Genomic DNA, 24,801 nt, shown 5'->3' on the forward strand with positions numbered 1-24,801 from the left:
TAACGCGCGTTCTGGCCCGCCTTCAGCGTCGCCGTCGTCGGCGCCGCCGCATCGACAGTCAGCGCATCCTGAATGCTGGCCGCCAGGCTCAGATTGACCGAGCCTGTCTCGGTGGGCTTGGGAATAAAGACGAGGGTGTAGGTGCCACTAACCGGCAGGGCCTTGGCGAAATCAAATACACCACTGGCTGCGACGCCCGACGATTCGATTCGAACGCCGTCTGGACGATAGACCTCGATCGATGCAGACGACGCGAAAGTGCCACCAGTGGTCACCAGACTAAGGTATTGACCCACCTTGCCGTCAAAAATAACGATAGCTTTCTTACCCTGGGTTGCGATCGAAAGTGGCACCACCGCACCATCAACACGGGCACGGGCCTTGAATTCAATCTCTGCAACCAAGTGAGCGCCAGGAACGGCATAAAAATCTGCAGAAGCTGCAGACTTGCCGAACCGCGTGGCGACACTGATCGGACCCGACGGTGCGCCCGGCGGAATCTTGGCCTTCAGCAGCGTTGCAGATGGACTGTCAGCGTCCGAAATGATTTGCGCTGGACTAGTCGCAAAGGTGACCACATTATCGGCAACGGCCGACTGAAAGTTTTTTCCAGCAATGGCCACAGTTTCGGCCGACTTCCCAATATCAGGAGCAATCGATGTAATAACTGGGATAGGCCTGTCCGCGCCCGCCACGAAGTCCGTCGGGCTGGTCACCTGGCCTCGAGTATTGCTGACGGTGATTCGCCCCGTCGTGGCTCCGGCCGGGACCTTAGCGGTCAGAACATTCGCCGTCGCCGATTGGACCGTGGCGGCCTTGCCGTTGAACTTGACGACGTTATCGGCCGGAACGGCGCTGAAACCGGAACCATAAAGCGTCACGATCGTGCCACTGGGGCCGGCATTGGGCGTGAATTCGGTCAGTGCCAGGGCATTGGCCGGAAAGCGCTTGACCTCGGTGATGTTGCCGACAGCGTCGTATTTGTACTGAACGCTGGCGCCATCGGGGGCCACGATCTGAACCAGCCGCCCGAGTTCATCATAGACATTGCTGACGCCGGCGTAGGCGGCCGTCCCACACAGCAGCAGCGCCAGCGTCAATCGCTCTATGAATCGCCGGCCGACACCGGGCGACAGCAGCCGACCCAGCAAACGACCGAACCGACTTGCAACGCCATACTCGAAGCGCATTTGTGACATCTCTCCCCCGGCAAAGAAATATGCTTAAGCCCGAGGAAGTATGAATATCAACGACACCAGACGGCACCGGCGCCCCTCCCCTTGTGCCACTGAAGACTTCTTGTAGCTTTCGGCTTTGCGCGGCGATGCTAGAGGAACAGATCGCCCTCGCGCATTTGAATTACAACAAATTACATCTTGCTTTTGTATCCCCTGCAAACCACCATCGATCGACGGTCTAGTTCTCACAGTCCGAAGATCGAATTATTCTCAGCCGTCAATCCCCTCAGCATAGGGATTGGCGCTTCCTGGATTCAAGAACCAGCCAATGCCGCCCGAAGCTGCTCGCCCAATTCGGGCTTGTGCGCAAACGGGTCTGCCGGGTTGCGCATGCTCACAATATCGTCGGCCCGCATCGCCACCGGCCCCAAGGCGCGCTCGTTCGGGTGGCTGAAGATGTAGAAGCGGTTCGCCTGCATGGCGTCGAAGACGAATTGCGCTACTTCGGCGGCGCTGACCTTGCCGCTGGCCACGGCCTTCTCGCCCAGGATCCGGGCGACCTTCTGGCTGGGCGTCAGGGCTTCGTTGGCATCGCGCATCTCACCCGGCCGCGCGCGGTCGCTGTGGATGATGCCGGTGGGCACGAAGTACGGGCACAGCACGTGCGCGTGCACCTGCTCGGTCACCAGCGCCAGGTCCTGGTACAGCGTTTCGCTCAGGGCCACCACGGCGTGCTTGGTGACGTTGTAGGCGCCCTGGTTGGGCATGTTGACCAGGCCGGCCATCGAGGCGGTGTTGACGATGTGGCCCCGGTAGCCCGGGTCCTTCTTGGCCGCAGCCAGCATCATCGGGGTGAACACGCGCACGCCGTGGGCCACGCCCATCAGGTTGACGCCGACGGTCCATTCCCAGTCTTTCAGCGTGTGTTCCCAGATCAAGCCGCCCACCGAGATGCCGGCGTTGTTGAACACGAAGTGCGGCGCGCCGAAGTGCGCCAAGGTCGCGTCGGCCAGCGCCTGCACGCGCTCGGCGTTCGACACGTCGAGTTGGAACGGCAACACCTTGGCTCCGAGCGCCTCGATCTCGACCACGGCCTGGGCCAACGGTTCGGGCATCACGTCGGCCATCACGACGTTCATGCCCTCGCGCGCGGCGATGCGCGAGGCTTCCAGACCGAAGCCCGATGCGGCGCCGGTGATGACCGCGGTGCGGCCGCTGAAGTAACCCATGGTGTGCCCTTTGGAGAAGACTATTGGACGGGGTTGGCGCGCGTGATCAGCGCGTCGAACGGCGCGGCGCGCCGCAGGCTGCCGAAGGCGCCGAGCGAATCGCCGCGGCCCAGGCGTGAATCGCAGAAGGCCTCGAACACGAAATCGGGCGCGTGCTGGCGCAGCAGCGCCGCCTGCACGGCCAGCGCCACGTCGCGGGCGAGCAGGCGCGCCTCGAGCTCGTCGGTCAGGCCGTCGAGCCGGGTGGGCAGCGCGTCGGCCAGGCGGTCGAATTCGGCATGCGCACCTCGGGCCGGCGCCAGCTCGGCCGCCAGCGCCGCGGCCACCGGGCCGCCGCGCAACGAGCGCAGCAGGTCGATCGCCATGATGTTGCCGGCGCCTTCCCAGATCGAGTTCAGCGGCATCTCGCGGTAGATGCGGGCCATCAGGCCTTCGCCGTGTTCCTCGACATACCCGTTGCCGCCCAGGCACTCCATCGCCTCTTGGGCGAAATGGCTGCCGCGCTTGCAGACCCAGAACTTGGCCACCGGCGTCAGCACGCGGCGCATGATGGCCTCGTGGCCGGTCGGATCCTGGCCGTGCTCGGTGCGGTCGACCGTGCGCGCCACGCGCAGCGCCAGCGCCGTGGCGGCTTCGCTTTCCAGCGCCAGGTCGGCCAACACGTTCTTCATCAGCGGCTGCTCGATCAGCGCCTTGCCGAAGGCCTGGCGCTGCGCGGTGTGGTGGATCGCCAGCGACAGCGCCTGGCGCATCAAACCGGCCGTGCCCAGCGCGCAATCGAGCCGCGTCAACGCGCCCATCGCCAGGATCTGCGGGATGCCGCGGCCTTCGTCGCCCACGCGCCAACCAAAGGCCTCGCGAAACTCGACCTCGGAGCTCGCATTGGCGTGGTTGCCCAGCTTGTCTTTCAGGCGCTGCACCTCGACGCGGTTGCGCGTGCCTTCGGGCAGCCAGCGCGGCACCAGAAAGCAGCTCAAGCCCCCGCCGGTCTGCGCCAGCACCAGATGCGCATCGCACATCGGCGCCGAGAAGAACCACTTGTGGCCGGTGATGCGGTAGCGCTCGCCCCAGGCGTCGGCGCCGTCGCGCTCGGCGCGCGTCGTGTTGGCGCGCACGTCCGAGCCGCCCTGCTTCTCGGTCATGCCCATGCCGAGCGTGACACCGGTCTTGTGCGCCATCGGCAGGCCGCGCGGGTCGTACATAGGGGCGGTGACGCGGCCCGACCATTCGGCGTGCAGCGCGGCGTTGGCCTTCAGCGCCGGCGTGACGGCGTAGCTCATCGACACCGGGCACAGCACCGAGGGCTCCAGCTCGGTGAACAGCATGAAGCCGGCCGCGCGCCGCAGGTGGCCACCAGGCCCTTCGGCCCAGGGCGTGCCGTGCAGGCCATGGCCGATCGCGCCACCCAACAGCGCGTGGTAGCTGGGGTGGAACTCGACCTCGTCGATGCGCCGGCCCTGCCGGTCGTGGCTGTGCAGCACCGGTGGGTTCACGTTGGCCAGGCGCGCATGCACCTGCATCTCGGCGCTGCCGGCCTCGCTGCCAAGGCGGGCCAGCGCCGGGTCACCAGCCGCCAGGCCATGAAACGCCAGCGCGTCCCGCAGCGGCTGGTTGCCCTCGAACAGGTTCGCGCCCGACAGCGGCGCGCTCTGGTTCGTCACCTCGTGCGTTGCCAGCATCGTGCTCATGGCCGCCTCAGCATCTCCTGGTGGGGAATGTTGTCTTCGAGGTACGGTTCACCCACCGGCTCGAAGCCGAACTCGCCGTAGAACTTGCCCAGGTGCGCCTGCGCGCTGATGCGGTTGGGCTTGCCCGGGTGGGCCGCGTCGCAGCGCTTCACCACCTCGGCCATCATCACGCGGCCGAGCCCCGTGCCGCGCAGCTTCTGGTCGATCACCACGCGGCCGATCGACGGCTCGTCGTATTTCAAACCGGGGTCGACGACGCGCAGGTACAGCAGCAACTCACCCGCGTGCGGGCCGTCGGCGGGCCGCCCGAGCAGGTGCCAGCTGTGCTGGTCCAACCCGTCGGCATCGAGGTAGGGGCCCTGCTCCAGCACGAACACGCGCTGGCGCAGCTGCAGCACGTCGTACAGGCCCTGCAGGCCGAGGCCCTCGAACCGCGTCCATTGCCAATCGATCTGCATGGTGCTCACACCAGCTTGACCAGCTGCTTGCCGAAGTTCTTGCCCTTGAGCAGGCCGAGGAACGCTTCGGGCGCCTGGGCCAGGCCTTGCGCCACCGTCTCGCGGTACTTGAACTTGCCGGTGGCCACCAGCGTGCCCAGCTCCTTCAGCGCCTCGGGCCACACGTCCATGTGCTCGCTGACGATGAAGCCTTCGAGCTTCATGCGGTTGCTCAGCAGCAGCTGCGGGAAGGTCATCGGGATCGGCTCGCCGTTGTAGCCAGAGATCATTCCGCACATCGCGATGCGGCTGAACGCATTGGCACGCAGCATCACCGCGTCGAGGATCATGCCGCCGACGTTTTCGAAGTAGCCGTCGATGCCGTCCGGGCAGGCTTCCTTCAGCGCCTTCGACAGCGACTTCAGGTCGGTGTGGGCCTTGTAGTCGATGCAGGCGTCGAAGCCCAGCTCGTCGACCACCTGCGCGCACTTCTGCGGACCGCCGGCAATGCCGACCACGCGGCAGCCGCGCACCTTGGCCAGTTGGCCGACGGCACCGCCGACCGCGCCGCTGGCCGCGCTGACGACCACCGTCTCGCCGGCCTTCGGGTTGATGATCTTCACCAGGCCGTACCAGGCGGTGACACCGGGCATGCCGACCGCGCCCAGGTAGGCGGACAAGGGGATGTGCGTCGTGTCGACCTTCTGCAGCACGCCGCGCTGGCTGGCGTTGACCAGCGTGTATTCCTGCCAGCCCCCCATGCCGACGACCTTGTCGCCGACCTTGAAGTGCTCGTTCTTCGACTCGACCACCTCGCCGACGGTGCCGCCGATCATCACCTCGTTCAGCGGCTGCGGCGCGGCGTAGCTCTTGGCGTCGTTCATGCGGCCACGCATGTACGGGTCCAGGCTCAAAAAGTGGTTGCGCACCAGCACCTGGCCGTCCTGCAAGGCGGGCACCGGTGTCTCGACCAGGCGGAAGTTGTCGACAGTGGGTTCGCCCTCGGGGCGCGAGGCCAGCAGGATCTGGTGGTTGATCGTCGTCATGGTGTCTGTCCTTTCAGGGGTTGTCGGGGTCGTTGCGCTGCAGCGGCTTCAGCTGCCGCCCCTTGGTGGGCAGCGCACGCACGTACTTGAAGGTGCCGGTCGAGTGGGCGCACAAATGGCCATCGGCGTCCAGCACCGAGGCTTCGCAAAAGGCCATCGTCGTCGTGCGATGCAGCAGCTTTCCCAGGGCGCGCAATTCACCTTCGCCCGGCCGCATGAAGCTGGTCTTCATCTCGACGGTGGCCACGCCCGGGCCGTCCAGGTTCTGGCTGCGGGCGGCCATGGCCATGGCCACGTCGAGCATCGTCATCAGCACACCACCATGGGCAACCTCCCATGAGTTCATGTGCGACTCGGTCAGGTCGACCCGCAATTCACTGGCGCCATCTGCGCAGGCATGCAGCTCCAACCCGAGCCGCTCGACGAACGGCACCTTGACTGGAAACGGGATCCTTTGGCGCGTCAAGCTCTTCAGCCTCCGGTCAAGGCCGACACGCCGCCATCCACCGCCAGGATCTGGCCGGTGATGTGCTTGCCCGCGGCCGAGGCGAACAGCAGCGCGGCGCCCTTCAGGTCGTCGTCGTCACCCAGGCGGTTCAGCGGCGCATGCGCGGCCATCTTCTCGGCGCCCAGCTTCTCCAGCAGGCCCTTGGTCATCTTGCTCGGGAAGAAGCCCGGCGCGATCGCATTCACCGTGATGCCGTAACGGCCCCATTCGCCGGCCAGCGCACGGGTGAAGTTCACCACCGCGCCCTTGCTGGTGTTGTAGGCGATCGTCTGCATCTCGGGCGGGTTGCCGCCCAGGCCGGCGATCGACGCCACATTGATGATGCGGCCGAAGCGGCGCGGGATCATGCTCGCGTTGGCCACCAGCTGGCTGAAGACGAACAGGCTGCGGATGTTCAAGTTCATCACCTTGTCCCAGGCCTCGAGCGGGTGCGACTCAGCCGGCGCCCCCCAGGTGGCGCCGGCGTTGTTGACCAGGATGTCGATGCGGCCCAGGCGCTCCATCGTCTCGGTCACCACCCGCTTGGCGTCTTCGGGCTGGCTCGCGTCCGCGGCCACCCAGCGGGTGTCGATGCCCTTGGCCTGCAGGTGCGCCGCGGCCTCTTCCAGGTCGCCCGACTTGCGCGAGCTGAGCACGATCTTCGCGCCCGCTTCGCCCAGGCTCTCGGCGATCTGTAGGCCCAGCCCGCGCGAGCCGCCAGTCACCAGCGCCGTCTGGCCTTCGAGGTTCATCAGTTGTTGGATGGGGGTGCTCATGTCGTGTCCTTGTCTCGTCGTCAGAACCAGTCGTCTTGCATGTCGCGGCAGACGGCCTCGCGGCTGCTCACCACCTTGAGCCACGCCTCGACCAGCGGCAGCTCGTAGGCAAAGAAATAGCGGCAGGCCGCCTGCGCACCCTCGCGTCGAGGCGCGTCGGCCTCGCGCGCCGCCAGCGCCACGTCGAGCCAGATCCACGCGATCACCACGTGGCCAAAGGCTTGCAGGTACGGCGTCGCGTTGGCCAAGGCTTCTTCTGGCACGCCGGTCGCCCAGGCGGATTTGGTGGCCGCGCCCAGCCGCTGCACCGCGGCGCCGAGCTGCGTCGCGAACTCGGCCAGCCCGTCGGCATGGCCTGCGCGCTCGATCGTTGCGTTGATGCGCGTGGCCAGCAGCTTCAGGCCGGCACCACCTTGCATCACCACCTTGCGGCCCAACAGATCCAGCGCCTGGATGCCGTGCGTGCCCTCGTGGATCATGTTCAGGCGGTTGTCGCGCCAGTACTGCTCGACCGGGAAATCGCGCGTGTAGCCGTAGCCGCCATGCACCTGGATCGCCAGGCTGTTGGCCTCCAGGCACCACTGGCTCGGAAAGCTCTTGACGATCGGCGTGAGCACTTCGAGCAGCAAGCCCGCCTCGGCGGCCGCCGCCGGCGCGCCGGTGTGCAGTTCGTCGACCAGCCGGGCGCAATACAGGCCCAGTGCCAACGCGCCTTCGCTGAACGCCTTCTGCGCCAGAAGCATGCGCTTGACATCCGCGTGCTCGATGATCGGCACCTGCGGCTTTGCCGCGTCCTTGCCGCCTTCTGTGATCGGCCTCCCTTGAGGCCGCTGCCGCGCATAGGCCAGCGACGCTTCGTAGCCCGCATAGCCCAGCATCGCTGCGCCCAGGCCCACGCCGATGCGCGCCTCGTTCATCATGTGGAACATGCAGCGCAGGCCCTCACCCGGCTTGCCCACGAGGTAACCCACCGCGCCGGCCTGGCCGCCCGGCTTGAAGCGGCCCTCGCCGAAGTTCAACAGCGTGTTGGTGGTGCCGCGCCAGCCGCACTTGTGGTTCAGGCCGGCCAACGCCACATCGTTGCGCTCGCCGGTCAACTCGCCTTCGGTGTTGACCAGCTTCTTCGGCACCACGAACAGCGAGATGCCCTTGGTGCCCGGCACCAGCTTGCCGTCCGGCCCCGGGATCTTCGCCAGCACCAGGTGGATGATGTTCTCGGTCAGCTCATGCTCGCCGGCCGAGATCCACATCTTGTTGCCCGTCAGCCGAAAACGCGGGCCCAGCGGGTCGGCCTCGAAATCGTCGCCGTCGGGCACGGCGCGGGTCACCACATCGGACAGGCTCGAGCCCGCCTGCGGCTCGGACAGGCACATCGTGCCGGACCAGCGGCCGCTGAACTCGTTCAACGCGAACACGCGCTTCTGCGCCTCGGTGCCGTGCGCCATCAGCAGGTTGGCGTTGCCCACCGTCAGCAGGCTGCCGCCGATGCCGACCGAGGCCTTGGCGAAGAAGGCATTGGCCGCCGCTTCGACGGTGTACGGCAGCTGCATGCCGCCGATCTCGTAGTCTTGCGCCGCGCTCAGCATGCCCGACTCGCCGAAGGCCTTCCAGGCGTCGTGCGTGGCCTGCGGCAGGATCACCTTCTCGCCGTCGAAGCGGGGCTCCTCGATGTCGATCAGGCGGTTGAACGGCGCGAACTTCTCGCGGGCCAGGCGCTCGCTGGCATCGAGCACCGAGCCAAAGGTCTCGCGCGAATGGTCGGCAAAGCGAGCCCGCTCGACCAGCGAGTCGGCGCGAAGCCAGTCGTAGAGCAAAAAGTCGATCGTCGGTCGAAGCATGGTCATCCGTGCCCTATGCGAGCCCTATCGGTTCATCGGTGTCACGGCCATCGTGGCCGAAGCCTTCATCACCAGCGTGCGCTGCTCGCCGCTGACGGCGTAGACCTCGGCCTCGGTGAAGCTGAGCATGCGGCCGGCCTTCAGCACCCGGGCTTCACACTCCAGCCGCTCGCCACGGCCGGCGCGCAACAGGCTGGTCTTCAACTCGGCGGTCAGGATCCAGTGCCCCTCGGGCGCCACGGTCTGCGCCGCCGCCCCCATCGAGTGGTCGGCCAGCGAGGCCATCACGCCGGCATGCGCCTGGCCGGTGTGCTGCAGGTGGCGGTTGGCCAGCGGCAGCACGGTGCGGATCAGGCCCTCGCCGACGGCCACCGGCTCGACCCCCAGGTCGACCATGAACGGCGACGCCGCAAAGAAACTGCGCAGGGTGGCGAGGTCGGTCTTCATCGGTGAAAGGCGTCAGCCCGGGGGCGCATCGCCCATCTTGGTGATCGTGCCCTGGGCCAGCGCGCACAGCGTCTCTTCATGGCCCAGCACCGCGAAAACCTCGCAGCGGCACACGCTTTGCGACTTGCCCACGCTCACGGCCTTGGCGCGCGCGATCAGGCGCTCGCCCTGCGCCGGCCGCACGTAGTTAATCTTGAACTCGGACGTCACCACCGGCACGCGCATCGCCGTGCCGCCGGCGTAGGTCAGCGCGTTGTCGGCCAGGTAGCTGACGACGCCACCGTGCGCAAAACCGTTCTGCTGTTTCAGCTCGTCTTTCAACGCGAGCTCCAGCACAGCGTCGCCCGGCCTCAGGTGCGTGAGCTCGGCACCCAGCAAGCGGCTGAAGGGCTGCTGGTCGAGCACCTCGCGGCCCAGTTGCAGAAAGAGTTCGGTGTTGAAGCCTGAATCACTCATGGCAGTGGCCTCCGTCGGTCATGGAACGCGTGGGCCGTCGGCCCGCAGGCGGATGCGCCAGGCGGCATCGACAGCATTCGGTTTCGGGAAACGCGCCAGCGCGCCTTGCGCCACCGAATCGACCTGCTCAGCCAATTCGGCCTTGCCGGCTTCGGTTTGCAACGCACGCAGCTGATCGGGCGACGGGTCGTAGGTGTACGACTGCAGGCGCAGCCCGCTGCCCATCTGCGGGCGCCGGTCGTTGCCTTGCTGGCTGAGCTTGGCAAAGCTCACAACCACGCGGCCCGCCGCGGGCTGGAAGTCGATCGCCACGCCGTCCTTGGTGCTCTCGTCGGGCCGCACGGCAAATTCGGCATCGATTGCGGCCAGCACGCCGGCCACGTAGACGCAGGCGTCCAGCTGCGGCGCGGGCCAGGCCGCCAGCGCCTGGGCGAACCGGTCGACGTTCTCGCGCGCGTCGGCGGCCACGCCGCAGGCCGCAGGCATCGGCAGGCTCGCCTGTTGCGCCCACCACAGCGCGGCGGCCTTGTCCGGCCCGGCCGAGGGCAAGGCATACAGGCTCGCCAGGCGCGAGCGCGCATCGGCGCGGCCCGCCTCGGCGGCACGCAGGTACAGCCGCGAGGCCCGCTCGACATTCGGCTTCAGGCACAGGCCCTGCTCGAACATCGCGCCACCGAGCAACCAGGCCTCGGGCGACGACGACGCCATCGCGGCGTTCAGCTCTTTCACCGCACCGGCACAGTCCTTGGCTTCGATCGCCTTGACGACCGCGCGTGTCGCTTCAGTGGCAGCTTGGACGGACGAGCCAACACCAAGCGCCATCAGGGCCGCCAGCCAACCAAGTCGCTTGCGCGGATCCGGCTTTGCCGGTCCGCTGCAAGAGCCCCCTCGGGGGGCCGAGCCCGGACATGAACAGTCCAGTGGACTGTTCATGCCTGGCGAGGGGCTTGGCCACTGGCCAAGCGCGGCCTGCAAGGCAGCGACCGGAAGGGAGCGTGGGGGTCTCACAGAACTTCGAAGATGCCGGCGGCGCCCATGCCGCCGCCGATGCACATCGTCACGCAGACCCGCTTGGCGCCGCGGCGCTTGCCTTCGATCAGCGCGTGGCCGGTCAGGCGCTGGCCCGACACGCCGTATGGGTGGCCGACCGCGATCGCGCCGCCGTTGACATTGAGCCGGTCCATCGGGATGCCCAGCTTGTCGGCGCAGTACAGCACCTGCACCGCGAAGGCTTCGTTCAGCTCCCACAGGTCGATGTCGTTGACCGTGAGGCCCAGGCGGCCCAGCACCTTGGGCACCGCGAAGACCGGGCCGATGCCCATCTCGTCGGGCTCGCAGCCGGCCACCGCAAAGCCGAGAAAGCGGCCCAGGGGTTTGAGGCCCTTGCGCTCGGCATAGGCCTCGCTGACCACCGCGCAGGCGCCGGCACCGTCGCTGTACTGGCTCGCGTTGCCCGCGGTGATCACGCCCCCCGGCACCGCCGTGCGGATGTCCTTGATCGACTCGTAGGTCGTGCCTTCACGCAGGCCCTCGTCCACGCTGCAGGTCACTTCCTTGGTCCGCAGGCCCAGCACCTTGTCGGCGACGCCGGCGGTCACGGTGATCGGCACGATCTCGTCGTTGAACTTGCCGGCCGCCTGTGCGGCGCAGGCCTTTTGCTGGCTGGCAGCGCCGAAGCGGTCTTGCCGCTCTTTCGAGATGTCGTAGCGCTTGGCCACGTTCTCGGCCGTCTGCAGCATGGGCCAATAGATCTCGGGCTTGTGGCCGAGCAACCAGCTGTCTTGCAGCATGTGGGTGTTCATCTCCTGCTGCACGCACGAGATGCTCTCGACACCGCCGGCCACGTAGACATCGCCTTCGCCGGCGATGATGCGTTGCGCCGCCATCGCGATCGTCTGCAGCCCGCTGGAACAGAACCGATTGACCGTGACGCCGCTGACGGTGATCGGCAGCCCCGCGCGCAGCGCGATCTGGCGTGCGATGTTGGCCCCCGTTGCGCCCTCGGGGTTGGCGCAGCCCATCAGCACGTCTTCGATCGCGCCGGGGTCGATGCCCGCGCGCTCGACGGCCGCCTTGACCGCATGGCCACCCAGCGTGGCCCCATGGGTCATGTTGAAGGCGCCCTTCCAGCTCTTGGCCAGCGGCGTGCGTGCGGTGGAAACGATGACGGCTCGGCTCATGGCGGGCTCCTGTGGGAAAGTGAATTCAAGCGCCTGCGCCAGCGGCCTGGCTGACGAGGCGGTGGTAGAAGCGGATCAGCTCGGCGAGGTTGGCGGCCGAGATGCGTTCATTGGTGCCGTGGAATCGGGCGAGGTCTTCGGGCTTCGCGCGCACCGGCGAAAAGCGGTAGATGTGGTCGCTGATGGCCTCGAAGTGGCGCGAGTCGGTCGCACCGATCATCAGCCCCGGCGCCACCAAGGTGCCGGGGAAAACCTCGCGCACCGTCTTGTTGATCAGCTGGTACGAGGTCGATTGCGTGGGCGACACGCGCGAGGCCTCGCTGGCATTCGGCAACGCCGCCAACTCGTAGTGCGCCCCGGGCATCGTGGCCTCGGCCACGTCGTGCACATGGCCCATCACGGCCGAGGCACTGTCGCCCGGCAGCAGGCGGAAGTTGACGGTCGCCTCGGCGCGGCCGGGCAGCACGTTGTCTTTGTTGCCGGCGCTGGTCATCGTCAGCGCGGTGGTCGTGCGCAGCATCGCGTTGGTGCTGGCCTTGGCTTCGAGCTGCTTTTGCACCAGCGGGCCGAACAGCCACAGGTTCGACAAGGCGACGCGGCCGAACCCGCTCATCTCGGGGGCCACGGTCTCGAACATCTCGCGCGCCACGCCGCGGATGCCGCCCGGCAGTTGCTGGTCGTCCAGCCGCTTCAGCGCCGCGCTCATCATCGCGATCGCGCTTTCGCCTTTCGGCGGTGGCATCGACGAATGGCCCGGCGTGGCCGGCACCTTCAGCACGACCGACAGGTAGCCCTTCTCGGCGATGCCGATCAGCGCCGCGGGCTTGCTCAGCCCCGGCATGATGCCGTCGGTGATCAACAGGCCCTCGTCGATGACGAAATCCATGCGCTCACCGCGCGACTTCAGCAGCGCCGCGATCTGCCTGGCACCGCGCTCGCCGCTGACCTCTTCATCGGCGCCAAAAGCCAGGTGGATCGTGCGCTTGGGTTGAAAGCCGCTGGCCGCCAGCAACTCGATCGCCTCCATCTGCGCGATCAGGTTGCCCTTGTCGTCCCACGCGCCGCGGCCCCAGACGAAACCGTCTTTCACGCTGCCGGCAAACGGCTGCTCGGCCCAGTCGCCCTCGGTGCCGGGCGCGATCGGCACCACGTCCTGGTGCGCCATCAACAAGATCGGCGCGAGGGCCGGGTCCGAGCCTTTCCAGGTGTAGAGCAGGCTCAAGCCACCGACCACCTCGCGCTGCATCGCCGCATGCGCCTTCGGGTAGCGCGCCTGCAGCATCGTGTGCAGTTGCGCGAACTGGTCGGTGTTCTGCGCCGCATCGTCCAGGCTGGACACGGTGCGTGCACGGATCGCCTCGGCCAGGCGTGTCGCCGCGCCCGTCTCGTCCACCGCCAGCGGCGGCGCCGGCGGCACATCGAGCTGGCGCGAGCCCTGGCGCAGCGTGTTCACCGCCACGGCGGCGAACAGCAGGCCCAGCACGGCCAGGATCGTGAGCAGCAGGCGCTTGAGCATCACGCCAATCAGTTGAAGTTCTTGCCTTCAGCCACCAGCTGCGCCAGCAGCGGCGCCGGCTGCCAGAACTCGGCGTCGTCGTTCGGGTTCTGGGCAAAGCGCTTCATGGCCTGGGCCACGTTGTACAGGCCGTAGGTGTCCGCGTAGCACATCGGGCCGCCGCGGTGCAGCGGGAAGCCGTAGCCGGTCAGGTAGACCATGTCGATGTCCGACGCACGCTGCGCGATGCCTTCTTCCAGCAAACGCGCGGCTTCGTTGACCAAGGCGAACACCAGGCGGTGCACGATCTCGTCGTCACTGATCTGGCGCGGCGTGATGCCGGCCGACTTGCGGTGGTCCTCGATCATCTTCTCGACCACGGCCGAGGGGATCGCGTCGCGCTTGCCCGGCAGGTAGTCATACCAGCCGGCGCCCGTCTTCTGGCCGAAGCGGCCCATCTCGCACAGCAGGTCGGCGGTCTTCGAGTAGCGCAGGTTCGGCTTTTCGACATAACGGCGCTTGCGGATGTACCAGCCCACGTCGTTGCCGGCCAGGTCGCCCATGCGGAACGGGCCCATCGCGAAGCCGAACTTCTCGACCGCCTTGTCCACCTGCGCCGGCGTGCAGCCCTCTTCCAGCAGGAAGCCGGCCTGGCGCGAGTACTGCTCGATCATGCGGTTGCCGATGAAGCCGTCGCACACGCCCGAGACCACGCAGGTCTTCTTGATCTTCTTGCCCAGCGCCATCACGGTCGCCAGCACGTCTTTCGCGGTCTTCTCGCCGCGCACCACCTCCAGCAGCTTCATCACGTTGGCGGGGCTGAAGAAGTGCGTGCCGATCACGTCCTGCGGGCGCTTGGTGAACGCCGCGATCTTGTTGACGTCGAGCGTCGAGGTGTTGCTCGCCAGGATCGCGCCGGGCTTCATCACCTTGTCCAGCTGCTCGAAGACGGCCTTCTTGACCTCCATGTCTTCGAACACCGCTTCGATCACGATGTCGGCATCGCCGATCGCTTCGTAGCTCAGCGTCGTCGTCAGCAGCGCCATCGTCGCTTCGTACTTCTCGGGCTTGAGCTTGCCCTTCTTGACCTGGCCTTCGTAGTTCTTGCGGATCGTCGCGACACCGCGGTCCAGCGCGTCCTGCTTCATCTCGAGGATGACGACCGGCGTGCCGGCCGACAGGAAGTTCATCGCGATGCCGCCACCCATGGTGCCGGCGCCGATGATGGCCACCTTGTTGATGGCGCGCAGCGGCGTGTCTTCGGGCACGTCGGCGATCTTGCTCGCGGCGCGCTCGGCGAAGAACGCATGGCGCAGCGCCTTGCACTCGGGCGTCATCATCAGGCCGACGAACAGCTCGCGCTCATACGCCAGGCCGTCTTCGAACTTCTTCTTCACCGAGGCCTCGACCGCATCGACGCACTTCAGCGGCGCCGGGAAGTTCTTGGCCATCGCGCCCACGGTGTTGCGCGCGAACTGGAAGTAGCCGTCCGGGTTCGGGTGCTTGACCTTCAGCTCGCGCACCAGCGGCAGCGGGCGCTTGTCGGCCACCTCGGTCGCAAACGCAATCGCGCCGGCCAGCAGGTCGCCATCAATGAGCTTGTCGAACAGCTTCTGGCCCGGCAGCGAGGCCAGCAACTCGCTCTTGACCGGGTCGCCGCTGACGATCATGTTCAGCGCCGTCTCGGCGCCCAGCACGCGCGGCAGGCGCTGCGTGCCACCGGCGCCCGGCAGCAGGCCGATCTTCACCTCGGGCAGCGCCACGTTGGCACCGGCCGAAGCGACGCGGTAGTGACAGCCCAGCGAGAGTTCGAGTCCACCACCCATGCAGACGCTGTGGATGGCCGCGACCACCGGCTTGCTGCACAGCTCGACCAGGCGGATCAGCGACAGCAGGTTCGGCTCGGCCAGCGCCTTGGGCGTGCCGAATTCCTTGATGTCGGCACCACCCGAAAATGCCTTGCCGGCACCGGTGATGACGATGGCCTTCACGGCCGCATCGGCCTGCGCACGCTCCAGGCCCTCGGCCACTGCCAGGCGGCTCGCATGGCCCAGCCCGTTGACCGGCGGGTTGTTCAGCGTGATGACGGCGACCGGGCCGTGAAGCTCATAGCTGGCGCTCATGTTCGGGGTCCCTTCAAGGTGACTTCAGACGTGGCAAAAATAGAACGATCGTTCGATTCTAGGGACAATCGAAAGCCCTTCAGTGTCTCTGCAGTGACAGGGGATGGGCTAGGTGAAACCCTAGTCCCAACGGCCTTGTTTTCAGCCCCTGGCGACATCGCGATCGCCTTGGGTAACGGCCCGGTAACGGCCTGCTTCCTAGAGTCCGCGCCAGGCTCACAAGGAGGCCGATCATGCGTGACCACGACGTCGACAATACCGCCTCGGACGACCCCGATGGCCTGGCCCTCAACGCCATCAGCCGCTGGCTGCCACCCGATGCAAGCTGGCGCTTCGCACCGACGCACACAGCAGTCGAAGCGGCCACCGAATCGTTCGCGCCGCTCACCATCGCGCTGCCCTCGTTCGACAGCAGCGCGCTGGACCGGCTGGCCAGCCTCTTCAACGACAACGCCTGGCACATCGACGCCTTCCAGCCCTTCAGCTGGCAGGCGCCGGCGCTGCCCATCGCCCACCCGCTGGCAACGAACCCGAGCATCACCGTCTCCGACGCGATCGCCGGCGAGTCCGACGGCATGCTGACCTTCGTCGTCACGCTCAGCGCAGCGTCGACCGACACCGTCAGCGTCAGCTACAGCAACACCAACGCCACCGCGGCGAACGGCAGCGACTACGTTGCGCAGACCGGCACCGTCACCTTCACGCCCGGGCAGACCAGCCAGACGGTGCAGATCCCGCTGATCGACAACGCCACCGCCGAGGGCACCGAGTACCTGAAGCTGAACATCTTCAACGCCGTCAACGGCACCATCGTGCGCCAGTTCGGCTGGGGCACGATCGTCGACAACGACACCGCGGCCGGCACGCCGGTGGTGCGTGTCATCGACCAGGTGGTCGACGAAGCGGCCGGCACCGTCACCTTCAGCGTCGCGCTCGATCGGCCTGCCACCGGCGCGGTCAGCGTCGATGTGGCCACCGCCAACGGCACCGCGCTCGCCGGCAGCGATTACGTCGCCAAGGCCCTGACGACGCTGAACTTCGCCCCCGGCCAGGTGGTCAAGACCGTCACCGTCACGCTGACCAACGACGCCGCGGCCGAAGGCAGCGAATACTTCGACCTCGTGCTGTCCAACGGCGTCGGCGTCACGCTGCTGGCCGAGCCGCACGGCCGCGCCACCATCGGCGCCAACGACGCGACCGCGGTCGCCTCGCCACTGATCACCGTGTCCGACGCGGCGGCCGGCGAGAACGAGGGCTACCTCACCTTCGTCGTCTCGCTGAGCGCGCCGTCGACGGGCACCGTCACCGTCAACTACAGCAACAGCAACCTCACCGCCGCCAACGGCAGCGACTACCAGGCACAAAGCGGCACGCTCACCTTCGTGCCGGGCCAGACGACACAGACCGTGCTCGTGCCGCTGCTGGACAACGCCACGGCAGAGAACACCGAGTTCCTGACGCTCAACCTGACCAGCGCGACCGGCGGCACCATCGTGCGCCAATACGGCTGGGGGTCGATCGTCGACAACGACGCCCCCAGCGGCACGCCGGTGGTACGGGTCAGCGACCAAGTGGTCGACGAAGCCGCCGGCACCGTCACCTTCACCGTCACGCTCGACCGGCCCAGCACCGGCACCGTCAAGGTCGACTACGCCACGGCCGACGGCACCGCAACCGCAGGCTCCGACTACACCGCCAGCGGCCTGCACACGCTGAGCTTCGTTGCCGGTGAGGTCTGCAAGACGGTCACCGTCGACCTGATCAACGACGCCAGTGCCGAAGGCGCGCAGTACTTCGACCTGCTGCTGTCCAACGCCATCGGCGCCACGCTGCTCGCCGAGGCGCACGGCCGCACGACGATCGGCGCGAACGACGCCACCGCCGTGGCGTCGCCGCTGATCACCGTGTCCGACGCCACCGCCTGCGAGGTCGACGGCTACATGGAATTCGTCGTCTCGCTGAGCGCCCCGTCGACGCAAGCCGTCAGCGTCAGCTACAGCAACAGCAACGTCACCGCCTTGAACGGCAGCGACTACCAAGCCCTGAGCGGCACCCTCACCTTCGCACCGGGCCAGACCACCCAGACCGTGCGCATCCCGGTGCTCGACAACGCAACGCAAGAGGCCAGCGAATACCTGACGCTGAACCTGTTCAGCGCCGTCAACGGCAGCATCGTGCGCCAGGCCGGCTGGGGCACGATCGTCGACAACGACGCGCCCAGCGGCACGCCAGTCGTGCGCGTCGGCGACCAGGTGGTCGACGAGGCCGCCGGCACCGTCACCTTCACCGTCTCGCTGGACCGGCCCAGCACCGGCCTCGTGAAGGTCGACTACGCCACCGCCAACGGCACCGCGAATGCAGGCTCGGACTACGTGGCCACCGGCACGCACACGCTGAGCTTCCTGGCCGGCGAGACGAGCAAGACCGTCACCGTCGACCTGGTCAACGACGGCAGCACCGAGCTCGCGCAATATTTCGACCTCGCGCTGTCGAACGCGGTCGGCGCCACGCTGATGCCCGAGACCCACGGCCGCGCCACCATCGGCGCGAACGATGCAACGCCGGTCGGCTCGCCGCTGATCACGGTGTCCGATGCGATCGCCGGCGAGTCCGACGGTGTGCTGACCTTCGTCGTCTCGCTCAGCGCGCCGTCGAACCAGGCGGTCAGCGTCAACTACAGCAACAGCAACCTCACCGCCGCCAACGGCAGCGACTACGTCGCGCGCAGCGGCACGCTGACCTTCGCCCCCGGCGAGACCACGCAGGTCGTGCAGATCGCGGTGCTCGACAACGCCACGCTGGAGAACAACGAATTCCTGACGCTGAACCTGACCAGTGCGGTCAACGGCACCATCGTGCGCCAGTTCGGCTGGGGCACGGTCGTAGACAACGACCAGCCTTCGGGCACGCCGGTGCTGCGGGTGGGCGACCAGGTGGTCGACGAGGCCGCCGGCACCGTCAGCGTCACCGTCACGCTCGACAAGCCGAGCACCGGCGCCGTGCAGGTCAACTACGCCACCGCCGCAGGCAGCGCCAAGGCGGGCTCCGACTTCACGGCCACCGGCAGCCACACGCTGAGCTTCCTGCCCGGCGAGATCACCAAGACCATCACGATCGACCTGACCAACGACAGCACGAACGAACCTGGCGAGTATTTCGACCTGCTGTTCTCGTCGCCGGTCGGGGCGACGCTGCCCGACGCCAACGCCCGCATCTTCATCGCGCCGAGCGACGCCGCCGCCGTTGCCACGCCGACCGTGAGCGTGTCGGACGCGTCGGTCAGCGAGACCGACGGCTACCTCGAATTCGTCGTGTCGCTGAGCGCACCGTCGACGCAGAACGTCAGCGTCAACTACAGCAACAGCAACCTCACCGCCGCCAATGGCAGCGACTACCAGGCCCTGTCCGGCACCCTCACCTTCGTGCCCGGCCAGACGACGCAGATCGTGCGCATCCCCGTGCTCGACAACGCCACCGCCGAAGCCACCGAATTCCTGACCCTGAACCTGGGCTCCGCGGTCAACGCCACCATCGTTCGCCAGTACGGCTGGGGCAGCATCGCCGACAACGACGCCACCACCGGCGCGCCGGCCCTGAGCGTTGGCGACGGCATCGTCGACGAAGCCACCGGCCGCGTCACCTTCACGATCACGCTGGACAAGCCCAGCACCAGCCAGGTCAGCGTCAACTACGCCACCGCCGACGGCACGGCCTCGTCCAAGGGTGGCGACTACGAGGCACAGGCCAAGCAGACCCTGGTCTTCGCCCCGGGCGAGGTCAGCAAGACCGTGACGGTCGACCTGCTGGGCGACACCACCAACGAATCGACCGAGTACTTCGACCTGGTGCTCAGCGGCGCGCTGAACGCGACGATCGCCGACGCGCGCGGCCACCTCTTCATCCCGCAGAACGACGGCACCACCAGCTCGCTGCCCACGATCTCGGCGGCGGCCATCTCCGCGCAAGAGGGCGGCGGCTTCATCGAGTTCGTCGTCAGCCTCAGCGCGCCGTCGACCAGCACGGTCAGCGTCAGCTACAGCAACGCCAACGGCACCGCCGCCAACGGCAGCGACTATCAAGCGCTGAGCGGCGTGCTCACCTTCACGCCGGGGCAGACCACGCAGATCGTGCGCATGCCGGTGCTCGACGACCTCTCGGCCGAATCCACCGAGACCTTCAAGCTGAACCTGTTCAGCCCGGTCAACGGCCAGGTCGGCACCAGCGAGGTCGTGGCCTCGATCATCGACAACGACAGTGCCCCGCCGCCCGGCCTGGTCGACTTCGGCACTGGCAATGCCGACGTGTTGATCGGCCGCCCGGGCGCCAACGAAGTCGAAGGCGGCGCCGGCAACGATGCGCTCGACGGCGTCAACGGTGTCGTCATGCGCGGCGGCGCGGGCAACGACCTGTACATCGTCGAATCGGCCAGCGACTCGGTCACCGAGCTCGCCGGCGAAGGCACCGACCGCGTGGCCAGCTACGTCAACTACACACTCGGCGCCAACGTCGAGAACCTGTCGCTGTTCGGCTCTGCGTCCAAGGGCACCGGCAACGGGCTGAACAACTCGATCACCGGCAACGCTGCCGACAACACCCTCACCGGCCTGGCCGGCAAGGACGTGCTCAACGGCGGCAAGGGCGCCGACCTGCTGATCGGCGGCGCTGACAACGACACCTACGTGGTCGACAACGCCGGCGACGTCGCCACCGAGCTGGCCGGCGAAGGCACCGACACGCTGCAAAGCAGCATCACGCGCACGCTCGATGCCAACATCGAGGCCCTCACGCTGACCGGCAAGCTGGCGATCGACGGCACCGGCAACACGCTCGCCAACACGCTCATCGGCAACGCGGCCGCCAACGTGCTCGATGGCGGCGACGCCGCCGATTCGCTCACCGGCAACGCCGGCACCGACACCTTCGTGTTCGCCAGCCTGACCGGCGCCGACACGGTGGCCGACTTCAGCGGCGTCGACGACACCTTCCGCATCGGCCAGGCCGGCATCCACATCGGCGACGGCGACACGGCAGTGGAAAACGCCGTCGTGCGCGCGGCGCCCGGTGGCTTCTCGACCTCGGCCGAGCTGGTGATCTTCACCACCCACATCGCCGGCGCCATCGACGCGGCCAGCGCCGCCGCGCAGATCGGCTCGGCCACCAGCGCCTACGCGCTCGGTGCAGACGTGCTGTTCGTGGTCGACAACGGCACCCAGAGCGGGCTGTTCCGCTTCCACTCGTCGGGCACCGATGCGCTGGTCACCGCGGCCGAGCTGACCCAGGTGGCACTGGTCAACGGCGACCTGACCGGCCTGTCGGACTACACCTTCGGCCCTTGAGGCGAGAGCAGCGCCATGACCACCTTCCTGCGCCGCCACGCGCGGCTGTTCGTCGCCGCGGCCGGGTTCAGCGGGGTGTTGAACCTGGCGCTGCTGGTGCCGTCGCTGTACATGCTGCAGGTCTACGACCGCGTGCTGCCGGCACGCAGCCCCGAAACGCTGTGGATGCTGTCCGCGGTGGCCGCCGCGGCGCTGGGGTTGATGTTCGTGCTGGACTGGGTGCGGGGCCGGCTGCTCGCGCTGGCCGGTAGCCTGTTCGAGCGCGAAGTGGGTGGCCGCTGCGTACGCCAGTTGCTCGACGGTGGTGTGCCCGAGCCTGCTGGTGCCCTGCAGGCCCATGCGCTGCGCGACGTGTCGGTGCTGCATGCCTTCTTCGCCGGCCCGGGTCTGGTGTCGCTGTTCGACGCGCCGTGGATGCCGGTCTACATCGGTGTCGTGTTCCTGTTCGACCCGGCGCTCGGCCTGCTGGCGCTCGGCTGCGCCGCCGTGCTGGGGCTGCTGGCCTGGGTCAATGAACGCGCCACGCGCGCCGGCGTGAACCGCGGGCAGCAGCAGTCGCGTGAGCTGGGCCGCTTCACCGATGGTGCCCTGCGCCACGCCGAGGTGGTGCGGGCGATGGGCATGTCACCGGCGGTCGAGGCGCGGTGGCAGGTTCAGAGCGATGCCTGGCAGACCCAGCAGCTGCAGACCCAGCGTGTCGGCGGCTTGATCGGCTCGCTCACCAAGTGCTTTCGCCAGTCGGTGCAGGTGGCCATGCTGGCCGCGGCGGCGTGGCTGGTCATCGGGCAGAAGGCCACGCCGGGCGTGATGATCGCCGTCACCGTGATCCTCGGCCGCGCGCTGGCGCCGGTCGAGATGCTGATCGGCCAGTGGAAGCAGGTGGTCGAGGCCCGCGCCGCCTGGCAGCGGCTCACCGCCTGGCTGAGCTCGGCCGCGCCGGCGCCGGCCACCGACCTGCCCGCACCCACCGGCGCGATCACGCTCGACAGCCTGGTCTACCTGCCGCCTGGCAGCCAGCGCGCCACCATCCGGCAGCTGTCGCTGAACGTCGCCGCCGGTGAGGTGCTGGCGATCGTCGGCCCCAGCGGCTCGGGCAAGTCGACCTTGGCGCGCCTGATGCTGGGCATCGTGCAACCAGCCGCCGGTGCCGTGCGGCTGGACGGTGCGGCGCTGACGCAGTGGGCACCCGCGCGCCTGGGGCCGCACATCGGCTACCTGCCGCAGGACGTGGCCTTGTTCGACGGCACCGTCGCCGACAACATCGGCCGCCTCGGCGATCTCGACTCTGCCGCGGTCGTCGAAGCCGCTCAGTCGGCGCATGCCCACACGTTGATCGTGCAGCTGCCGCAGGGCTACGACACGCCGGTAGGCGAAGGCGGCCGCTGCCTGTCCGGCGGCCAGCGCCAGCGCATCGCGCTGGCACGGGCGTTGTGCGGCCGGCCGCGCCTGGTGGTGCTGGACGAGCCGAATGCCAACCTCGACAGCGACGGCGAAGACGCGCTCAAGCAGGCCATCGGCGACCTGCGTGAACGCGGGGCCACCGTGGTGCTGATCACCCAGCGCACGCAGATCCTGTCGGTCGCCGACCGCATCGTGGTGATGCGCGACGGCGCCATCGAACGCATCGGTGTGCGCCAAGCCAAGGCCAGCGATGACCCAACGCTGGCCACCACTAGCGCCGACGGCGAACGCAGCGTGCCGACGCTGCACCAGGTTTCGGAGGCCTCATGAGCGCGTCCACCACCGTTTCGCTGCCCCGGTCTCCCGACGATGCCCTGGCCACGGCCTGGCAAGCCAGCGCACGGCGACTGATCGCCGGCGGCAGCGCCGCCATCGCGCTGACCGCTGCGGCGCTGCTGGCCTGGGCCACCTGGGCGCCGCTGAGCGGCGCGATCGTCGCCCAGGGTGTCGTCAAGGTCGACAGCAACCGCAAGACCGTGCAGCACCGTGACGGCGGCATCGTGCGCGAGATCCTCGTCCACGAAGGCGACCGGGTGGCCGCCGGCCAGGCGCTGATCCAGCTCGACGACCGGCGCATCGACGCCACCTTCGACCTCACGCGCAGCCAGCTGGACGCGCTGCGCATCAAGCTCTCGCGCCTGAGCGCCGAACACGAGCTCGCCGCCAACTGGCTGCCGCCGGCCGACTATCGGCAGCGCCAGGGCGAGCCGCGCATCGCCGAGGCGCTGGCCCGCGAGGCCGCGTTGTTCACGGCCCGCCGCAGCGCGCTCGACTCGCAGCTGCGCCTGGTCCAGCGCCAGATCGACGAGGTGGCCACCGAGCTCGCGGCGCGCGAGCGTGAACACAGCTCGGTCAACCTGGCACTGGCCGACATGCAGGAAGAGCTGTCGGTCAACGAAGCGCTGCTGGCGCAGGCCTACGTCAACCGCACCCGGGTGCTGGGCCTGAAGCGCAACGTTGCCGAGTACCGGATGAAGATCGAAGGCAACCGGGCCGAGGCCTCGAAAGCACGCCAGCGCAGCACCGATCTGGCCTTGCGCCTGGCCGGTCTGCGCGAGGCCTTCGCCCAGGACGCCAGCACCGACCTGCGCGACACCAGCGCCAAGATCGTCGACCTGGAAGAACAGCTGCGCGCCGCCAGCGACGCGGCGCAGCGGCTGCTGATCGCCGCGCCGGTGGCGGGGCGGGTGGTCGACCTGCGGGTCAGCACGCCGGGCGGCACGATCGGCCCGCGCGACCCGTTGCTCGACATCGTGCCGGACGGCAGCCCGCTGCTGGTCGAAGCGCGCGTGGGCGTCGACGCGATCAGCGAGCTGCAGCCCGGCCAGGCCACCGACGTGCGGCTGACCGCCTACCGCCAGCGCACGACCCCGCTGATCAGCGGCAAGCTGGTCTATGTTTCGGCCGATTCGCTGGCCGACCGGCAGACGGGCGTGCCCTACTACCTCGTCCATGTCGAGTTGGACCCGTCGTCGCTGCGCCAAGCTGGTGAGGTCAGCCTGCGCCCGGGCATGGCGGCCGAGGTCTTCGTCCGCACGCGTGAACGCACCCCGCTGGACTACCTGCTGGAACCGCTCGCCAACGCCACCCGCCGCTCGTTCCGCGAACACTGACCCCCGCGCAATCCGAGGGATCTGCGGCGTCGAGGTCAGCAATGGGATGTGCGGGCCGCGGAAGACTGCGCGCCGTTCAGTCGCTACTCCGGGGTCTGATGGCAGGCGAGTTGCGCCGAAAGCTGGCCGGCGGCTGTCCGTAGCGCCGCGCAAAGACGCGCGAAAAATGGCTCGCGCTGCTGAATCCGTGGTCCAGCGCGATGTCCACCAGCCTGGCGTCTGAATCCAGCAGCGCCTGTGCCGCACGCTCCAGCCGCAGCCGCAGCACGTATTGATGCGGCGGCAACCCTGCCGCGGCATGGAATTCGCGCGAGAAGTGCGATTCGCTCATCCCGCAAAGCGCGGCCATCTCGGCGATGGGTAGCTCGCGCATGACGTTGTCACCCATGAACGACAGCACCTTGCGCAACCGCGTGCCGCTGAGCCCACCACGAGAGGCCTCGGCCGGCCCGGCACAGGCATGGTGCTCCAGCAAATGGCACAAGAGCGCTGTCACCAAGCCATCGCTGTACTGCGGGGTCAGCGGGCCCGCCGACACTTGCGCGTCCAGCAGTTTCCACACCAGGTCGAGCACCTGATGGTCCGATTTGAAGAGGGTGCTGGCGAGCCCGTAGCCCGACGGCAGCCCCCCATTCGCGGCCATCTGTCGCACCGTGGCGATCGGCACAAACAGGTTCGCGATGTCGCAGCCGCTCAGCTGTCGCCAGCGGCCAGCCGCGCCGGGCGGGCAAATGCGAAAGCGGTCCGCGCCGATCACGCCACACCAGACTGACCGATCGCCGACCCACACCTGCGATTCCAAGGGCTCGAGCATCACGGCGATGCGGTAGCAGTCGGGGTGTGCCGAGATGGTCTGCAGTTCGGTGTTCGGATGTCGGCGTGACCATCGGGCCAGCGCCACGCCGGTGCGTGGCAACGGACCGACGCAGGTGCCCAGAGGCTCGCTCACACCGCTGCGGCGGAACCAGTCTTTCAGGGTGTCCGTGCTGTCCATGAACCGGGTCGGCGCCT

General features: G+C 67.9%; 18 protein-coding genes. 3 read left to right on the forward strand and 15 right to left on the reverse strand.

Features of this window, described 5'->3' with window-relative positions; translation table 11 throughout:
* The 14 genes from ACE3SG_RS04830 to ACE3SG_RS04895 form a co-directional block, all read right to left on the reverse strand.
* On the reverse strand, positions 1-1,190 hold a 1,190-nt coding region (locus ACE3SG_RS04830; protein WP_374562861.1), incomplete at its 3' end, for an IPT/TIG domain-containing protein.
* A gap of 302 nt (positions 1,191-1,492) precedes the next feature.
* Positions 1,493-2,407 carry an SDR family oxidoreductase gene (locus ACE3SG_RS04835; RefSeq protein WP_374562862.1) on the reverse strand — a complete coding sequence of 305 codons (915 nt, stop codon included), beginning with the start codon at positions 2,405-2,407 and terminating at the stop codon, positions 1,493-1,495.
* Positions 2,408-2,427: 20 nt separating this feature from the next.
* A complete protein-coding gene (locus tag ACE3SG_RS04840; protein ID WP_374563324.1) occupies positions 2,428-4,086 on the reverse strand; it encodes an isovaleryl-CoA dehydrogenase in 1,659 nt (552 codons plus the stop codon).
* A 5-nt stretch (positions 4,087-4,091) separates the two neighbouring features.
* The gene (locus ACE3SG_RS04845; RefSeq protein WP_374562863.1) at positions 4,092-4,553 is read right to left on the reverse strand and encodes a GNAT family N-acetyltransferase; all 462 of its coding nucleotides are present in this window, start codon (positions 4,551-4,553) and stop codon (positions 4,092-4,094) included.
* A 5-nt stretch (positions 4,554-4,558) separates the two neighbouring features.
* On the reverse strand, positions 4,559-5,578 hold the full coding sequence (locus ACE3SG_RS04850; protein WP_374562864.1) for an NADP-dependent oxidoreductase: 1,020 nt from the start codon (positions 5,576-5,578) through the stop codon (positions 4,559-4,561).
* 13 nt (positions 5,579-5,591) lie between these two features.
* A complete protein-coding gene (locus tag ACE3SG_RS04855; RefSeq protein WP_374562865.1) occupies positions 5,592-6,044 on the reverse strand; it encodes a PaaI family thioesterase in 453 nt (150 codons plus the stop codon).
* Between the two features lie 5 nt (positions 6,045-6,049).
* The gene (locus tag ACE3SG_RS04860; protein ID WP_374562866.1) at positions 6,050-6,841 is read right to left on the reverse strand and encodes an SDR family oxidoreductase; all 792 of its coding nucleotides are present in this window, start codon (positions 6,839-6,841) and stop codon (positions 6,050-6,052) included.
* A 20-nt stretch (positions 6,842-6,861) separates the two neighbouring features.
* The gene (locus ACE3SG_RS04865; protein ID WP_374562867.1) at positions 6,862-8,685 is read right to left on the reverse strand and encodes an acyl-CoA dehydrogenase; all 1,824 of its coding nucleotides are present in this window, start codon (positions 8,683-8,685) and stop codon (positions 6,862-6,864) included.
* 18 nt (positions 8,686-8,703) lie between these two features.
* The gene (locus ACE3SG_RS04870; protein ID WP_374562868.1) at positions 8,704-9,126 is read right to left on the reverse strand and encodes a PaaI family thioesterase; all 423 of its coding nucleotides are present in this window, start codon (positions 9,124-9,126) and stop codon (positions 8,704-8,706) included.
* A gap of 12 nt (positions 9,127-9,138) precedes the next feature.
* Positions 9,139-9,582, reverse strand: coding sequence for a PaaI family thioesterase (locus ACE3SG_RS04875; RefSeq protein ID WP_374562869.1), 444 nt, complete (start codon positions 9,580-9,582; stop codon positions 9,139-9,141).
* 18 nt (positions 9,583-9,600) lie between these two features.
* Positions 9,601-10,404 carry a hypothetical protein gene (locus ACE3SG_RS04880; protein WP_374562870.1) on the reverse strand — a complete coding sequence of 268 codons (804 nt, stop codon included), beginning with the start codon at positions 10,402-10,404 and terminating at the stop codon, positions 9,601-9,603.
* Positions 10,405-10,586: 182 nt separating this feature from the next.
* On the reverse strand, positions 10,587-11,762 hold the full coding sequence (locus tag ACE3SG_RS04885; RefSeq protein ID WP_374562871.1) for an acetyl-CoA C-acyltransferase: 1,176 nt from the start codon (positions 11,760-11,762) through the stop codon (positions 10,587-10,589).
* Positions 11,763-11,787: 25 nt separating this feature from the next.
* Entirely contained in the window at positions 11,788-13,278 is a 1,491-nt protein-coding gene (locus ACE3SG_RS04890) for a M20 family peptidase (RefSeq protein ID WP_374562872.1), read from the reverse strand.
* Positions 13,279-13,286: 8 nt separating this feature from the next.
* Positions 13,287-15,380 (reverse strand): 3-hydroxyacyl-CoA dehydrogenase NAD-binding domain-containing protein, encoded by a 2,094-nt coding sequence (locus tag ACE3SG_RS04895; RefSeq protein ID WP_374562873.1) that lies wholly within the window; start codon positions 15,378-15,380, stop codon positions 13,287-13,289.
* A 233-nt stretch (positions 15,381-15,613) separates the two neighbouring features.
* Here ACE3SG_RS04895 and ACE3SG_RS04900 point away from each other — a divergent pair, with 233 nt between their 5' ends.
* The 3 genes from ACE3SG_RS04900 to ACE3SG_RS04910 are packed head-to-tail and all read left to right on the forward strand — an operon-like array spanning position 15,614 to position 23,790.
* Positions 15,614-20,716 carry a beta strand repeat-containing protein gene (locus tag ACE3SG_RS04900; protein ID WP_374562874.1) on the forward strand — a complete coding sequence of 1,701 codons (5,103 nt, stop codon included), beginning with the start codon at positions 15,614-15,616 and terminating at the stop codon, positions 20,714-20,716.
* 15 nt (positions 20,717-20,731) lie between these two features.
* On the forward strand, positions 20,732-22,447 hold the full coding sequence (locus ACE3SG_RS04905) for a type I secretion system permease/ATPase (protein ID WP_374562875.1): 1,716 nt from the start codon (positions 20,732-20,734) through the stop codon (positions 22,445-22,447).
* The gene (locus ACE3SG_RS04910; RefSeq protein WP_374562876.1) at positions 22,444-23,790 is read left to right on the forward strand and encodes an HlyD family type I secretion periplasmic adaptor subunit; all 1,347 of its coding nucleotides are present in this window, start codon (positions 22,444-22,446) and stop codon (positions 23,788-23,790) included. Before ACE3SG_RS04905 ends, ACE3SG_RS04910 begins: the two co-directional genes overlap by 4 nt.
* 76 nt (positions 23,791-23,866) lie before the next feature.
* Here the strand turns inward: ACE3SG_RS04910 and ACE3SG_RS04915 are convergent, their stop codons facing one another.
* The gene (locus tag ACE3SG_RS04915) at positions 23,867-24,784 is read right to left on the reverse strand and encodes a helix-turn-helix domain-containing protein (RefSeq protein WP_374562877.1); all 918 of its coding nucleotides are present in this window, start codon (positions 24,782-24,784) and stop codon (positions 23,867-23,869) included.
* Between the last annotated feature and the right edge of the window lie 17 nt (positions 24,785-24,801).

Origin of the sequence: Ideonella sp., assembly GCF_041914305.1 — a bacterium.
GTDB lineage: Bacteria > Pseudomonadota > Gammaproteobacteria > Burkholderiales > Burkholderiaceae_C > Ideonella.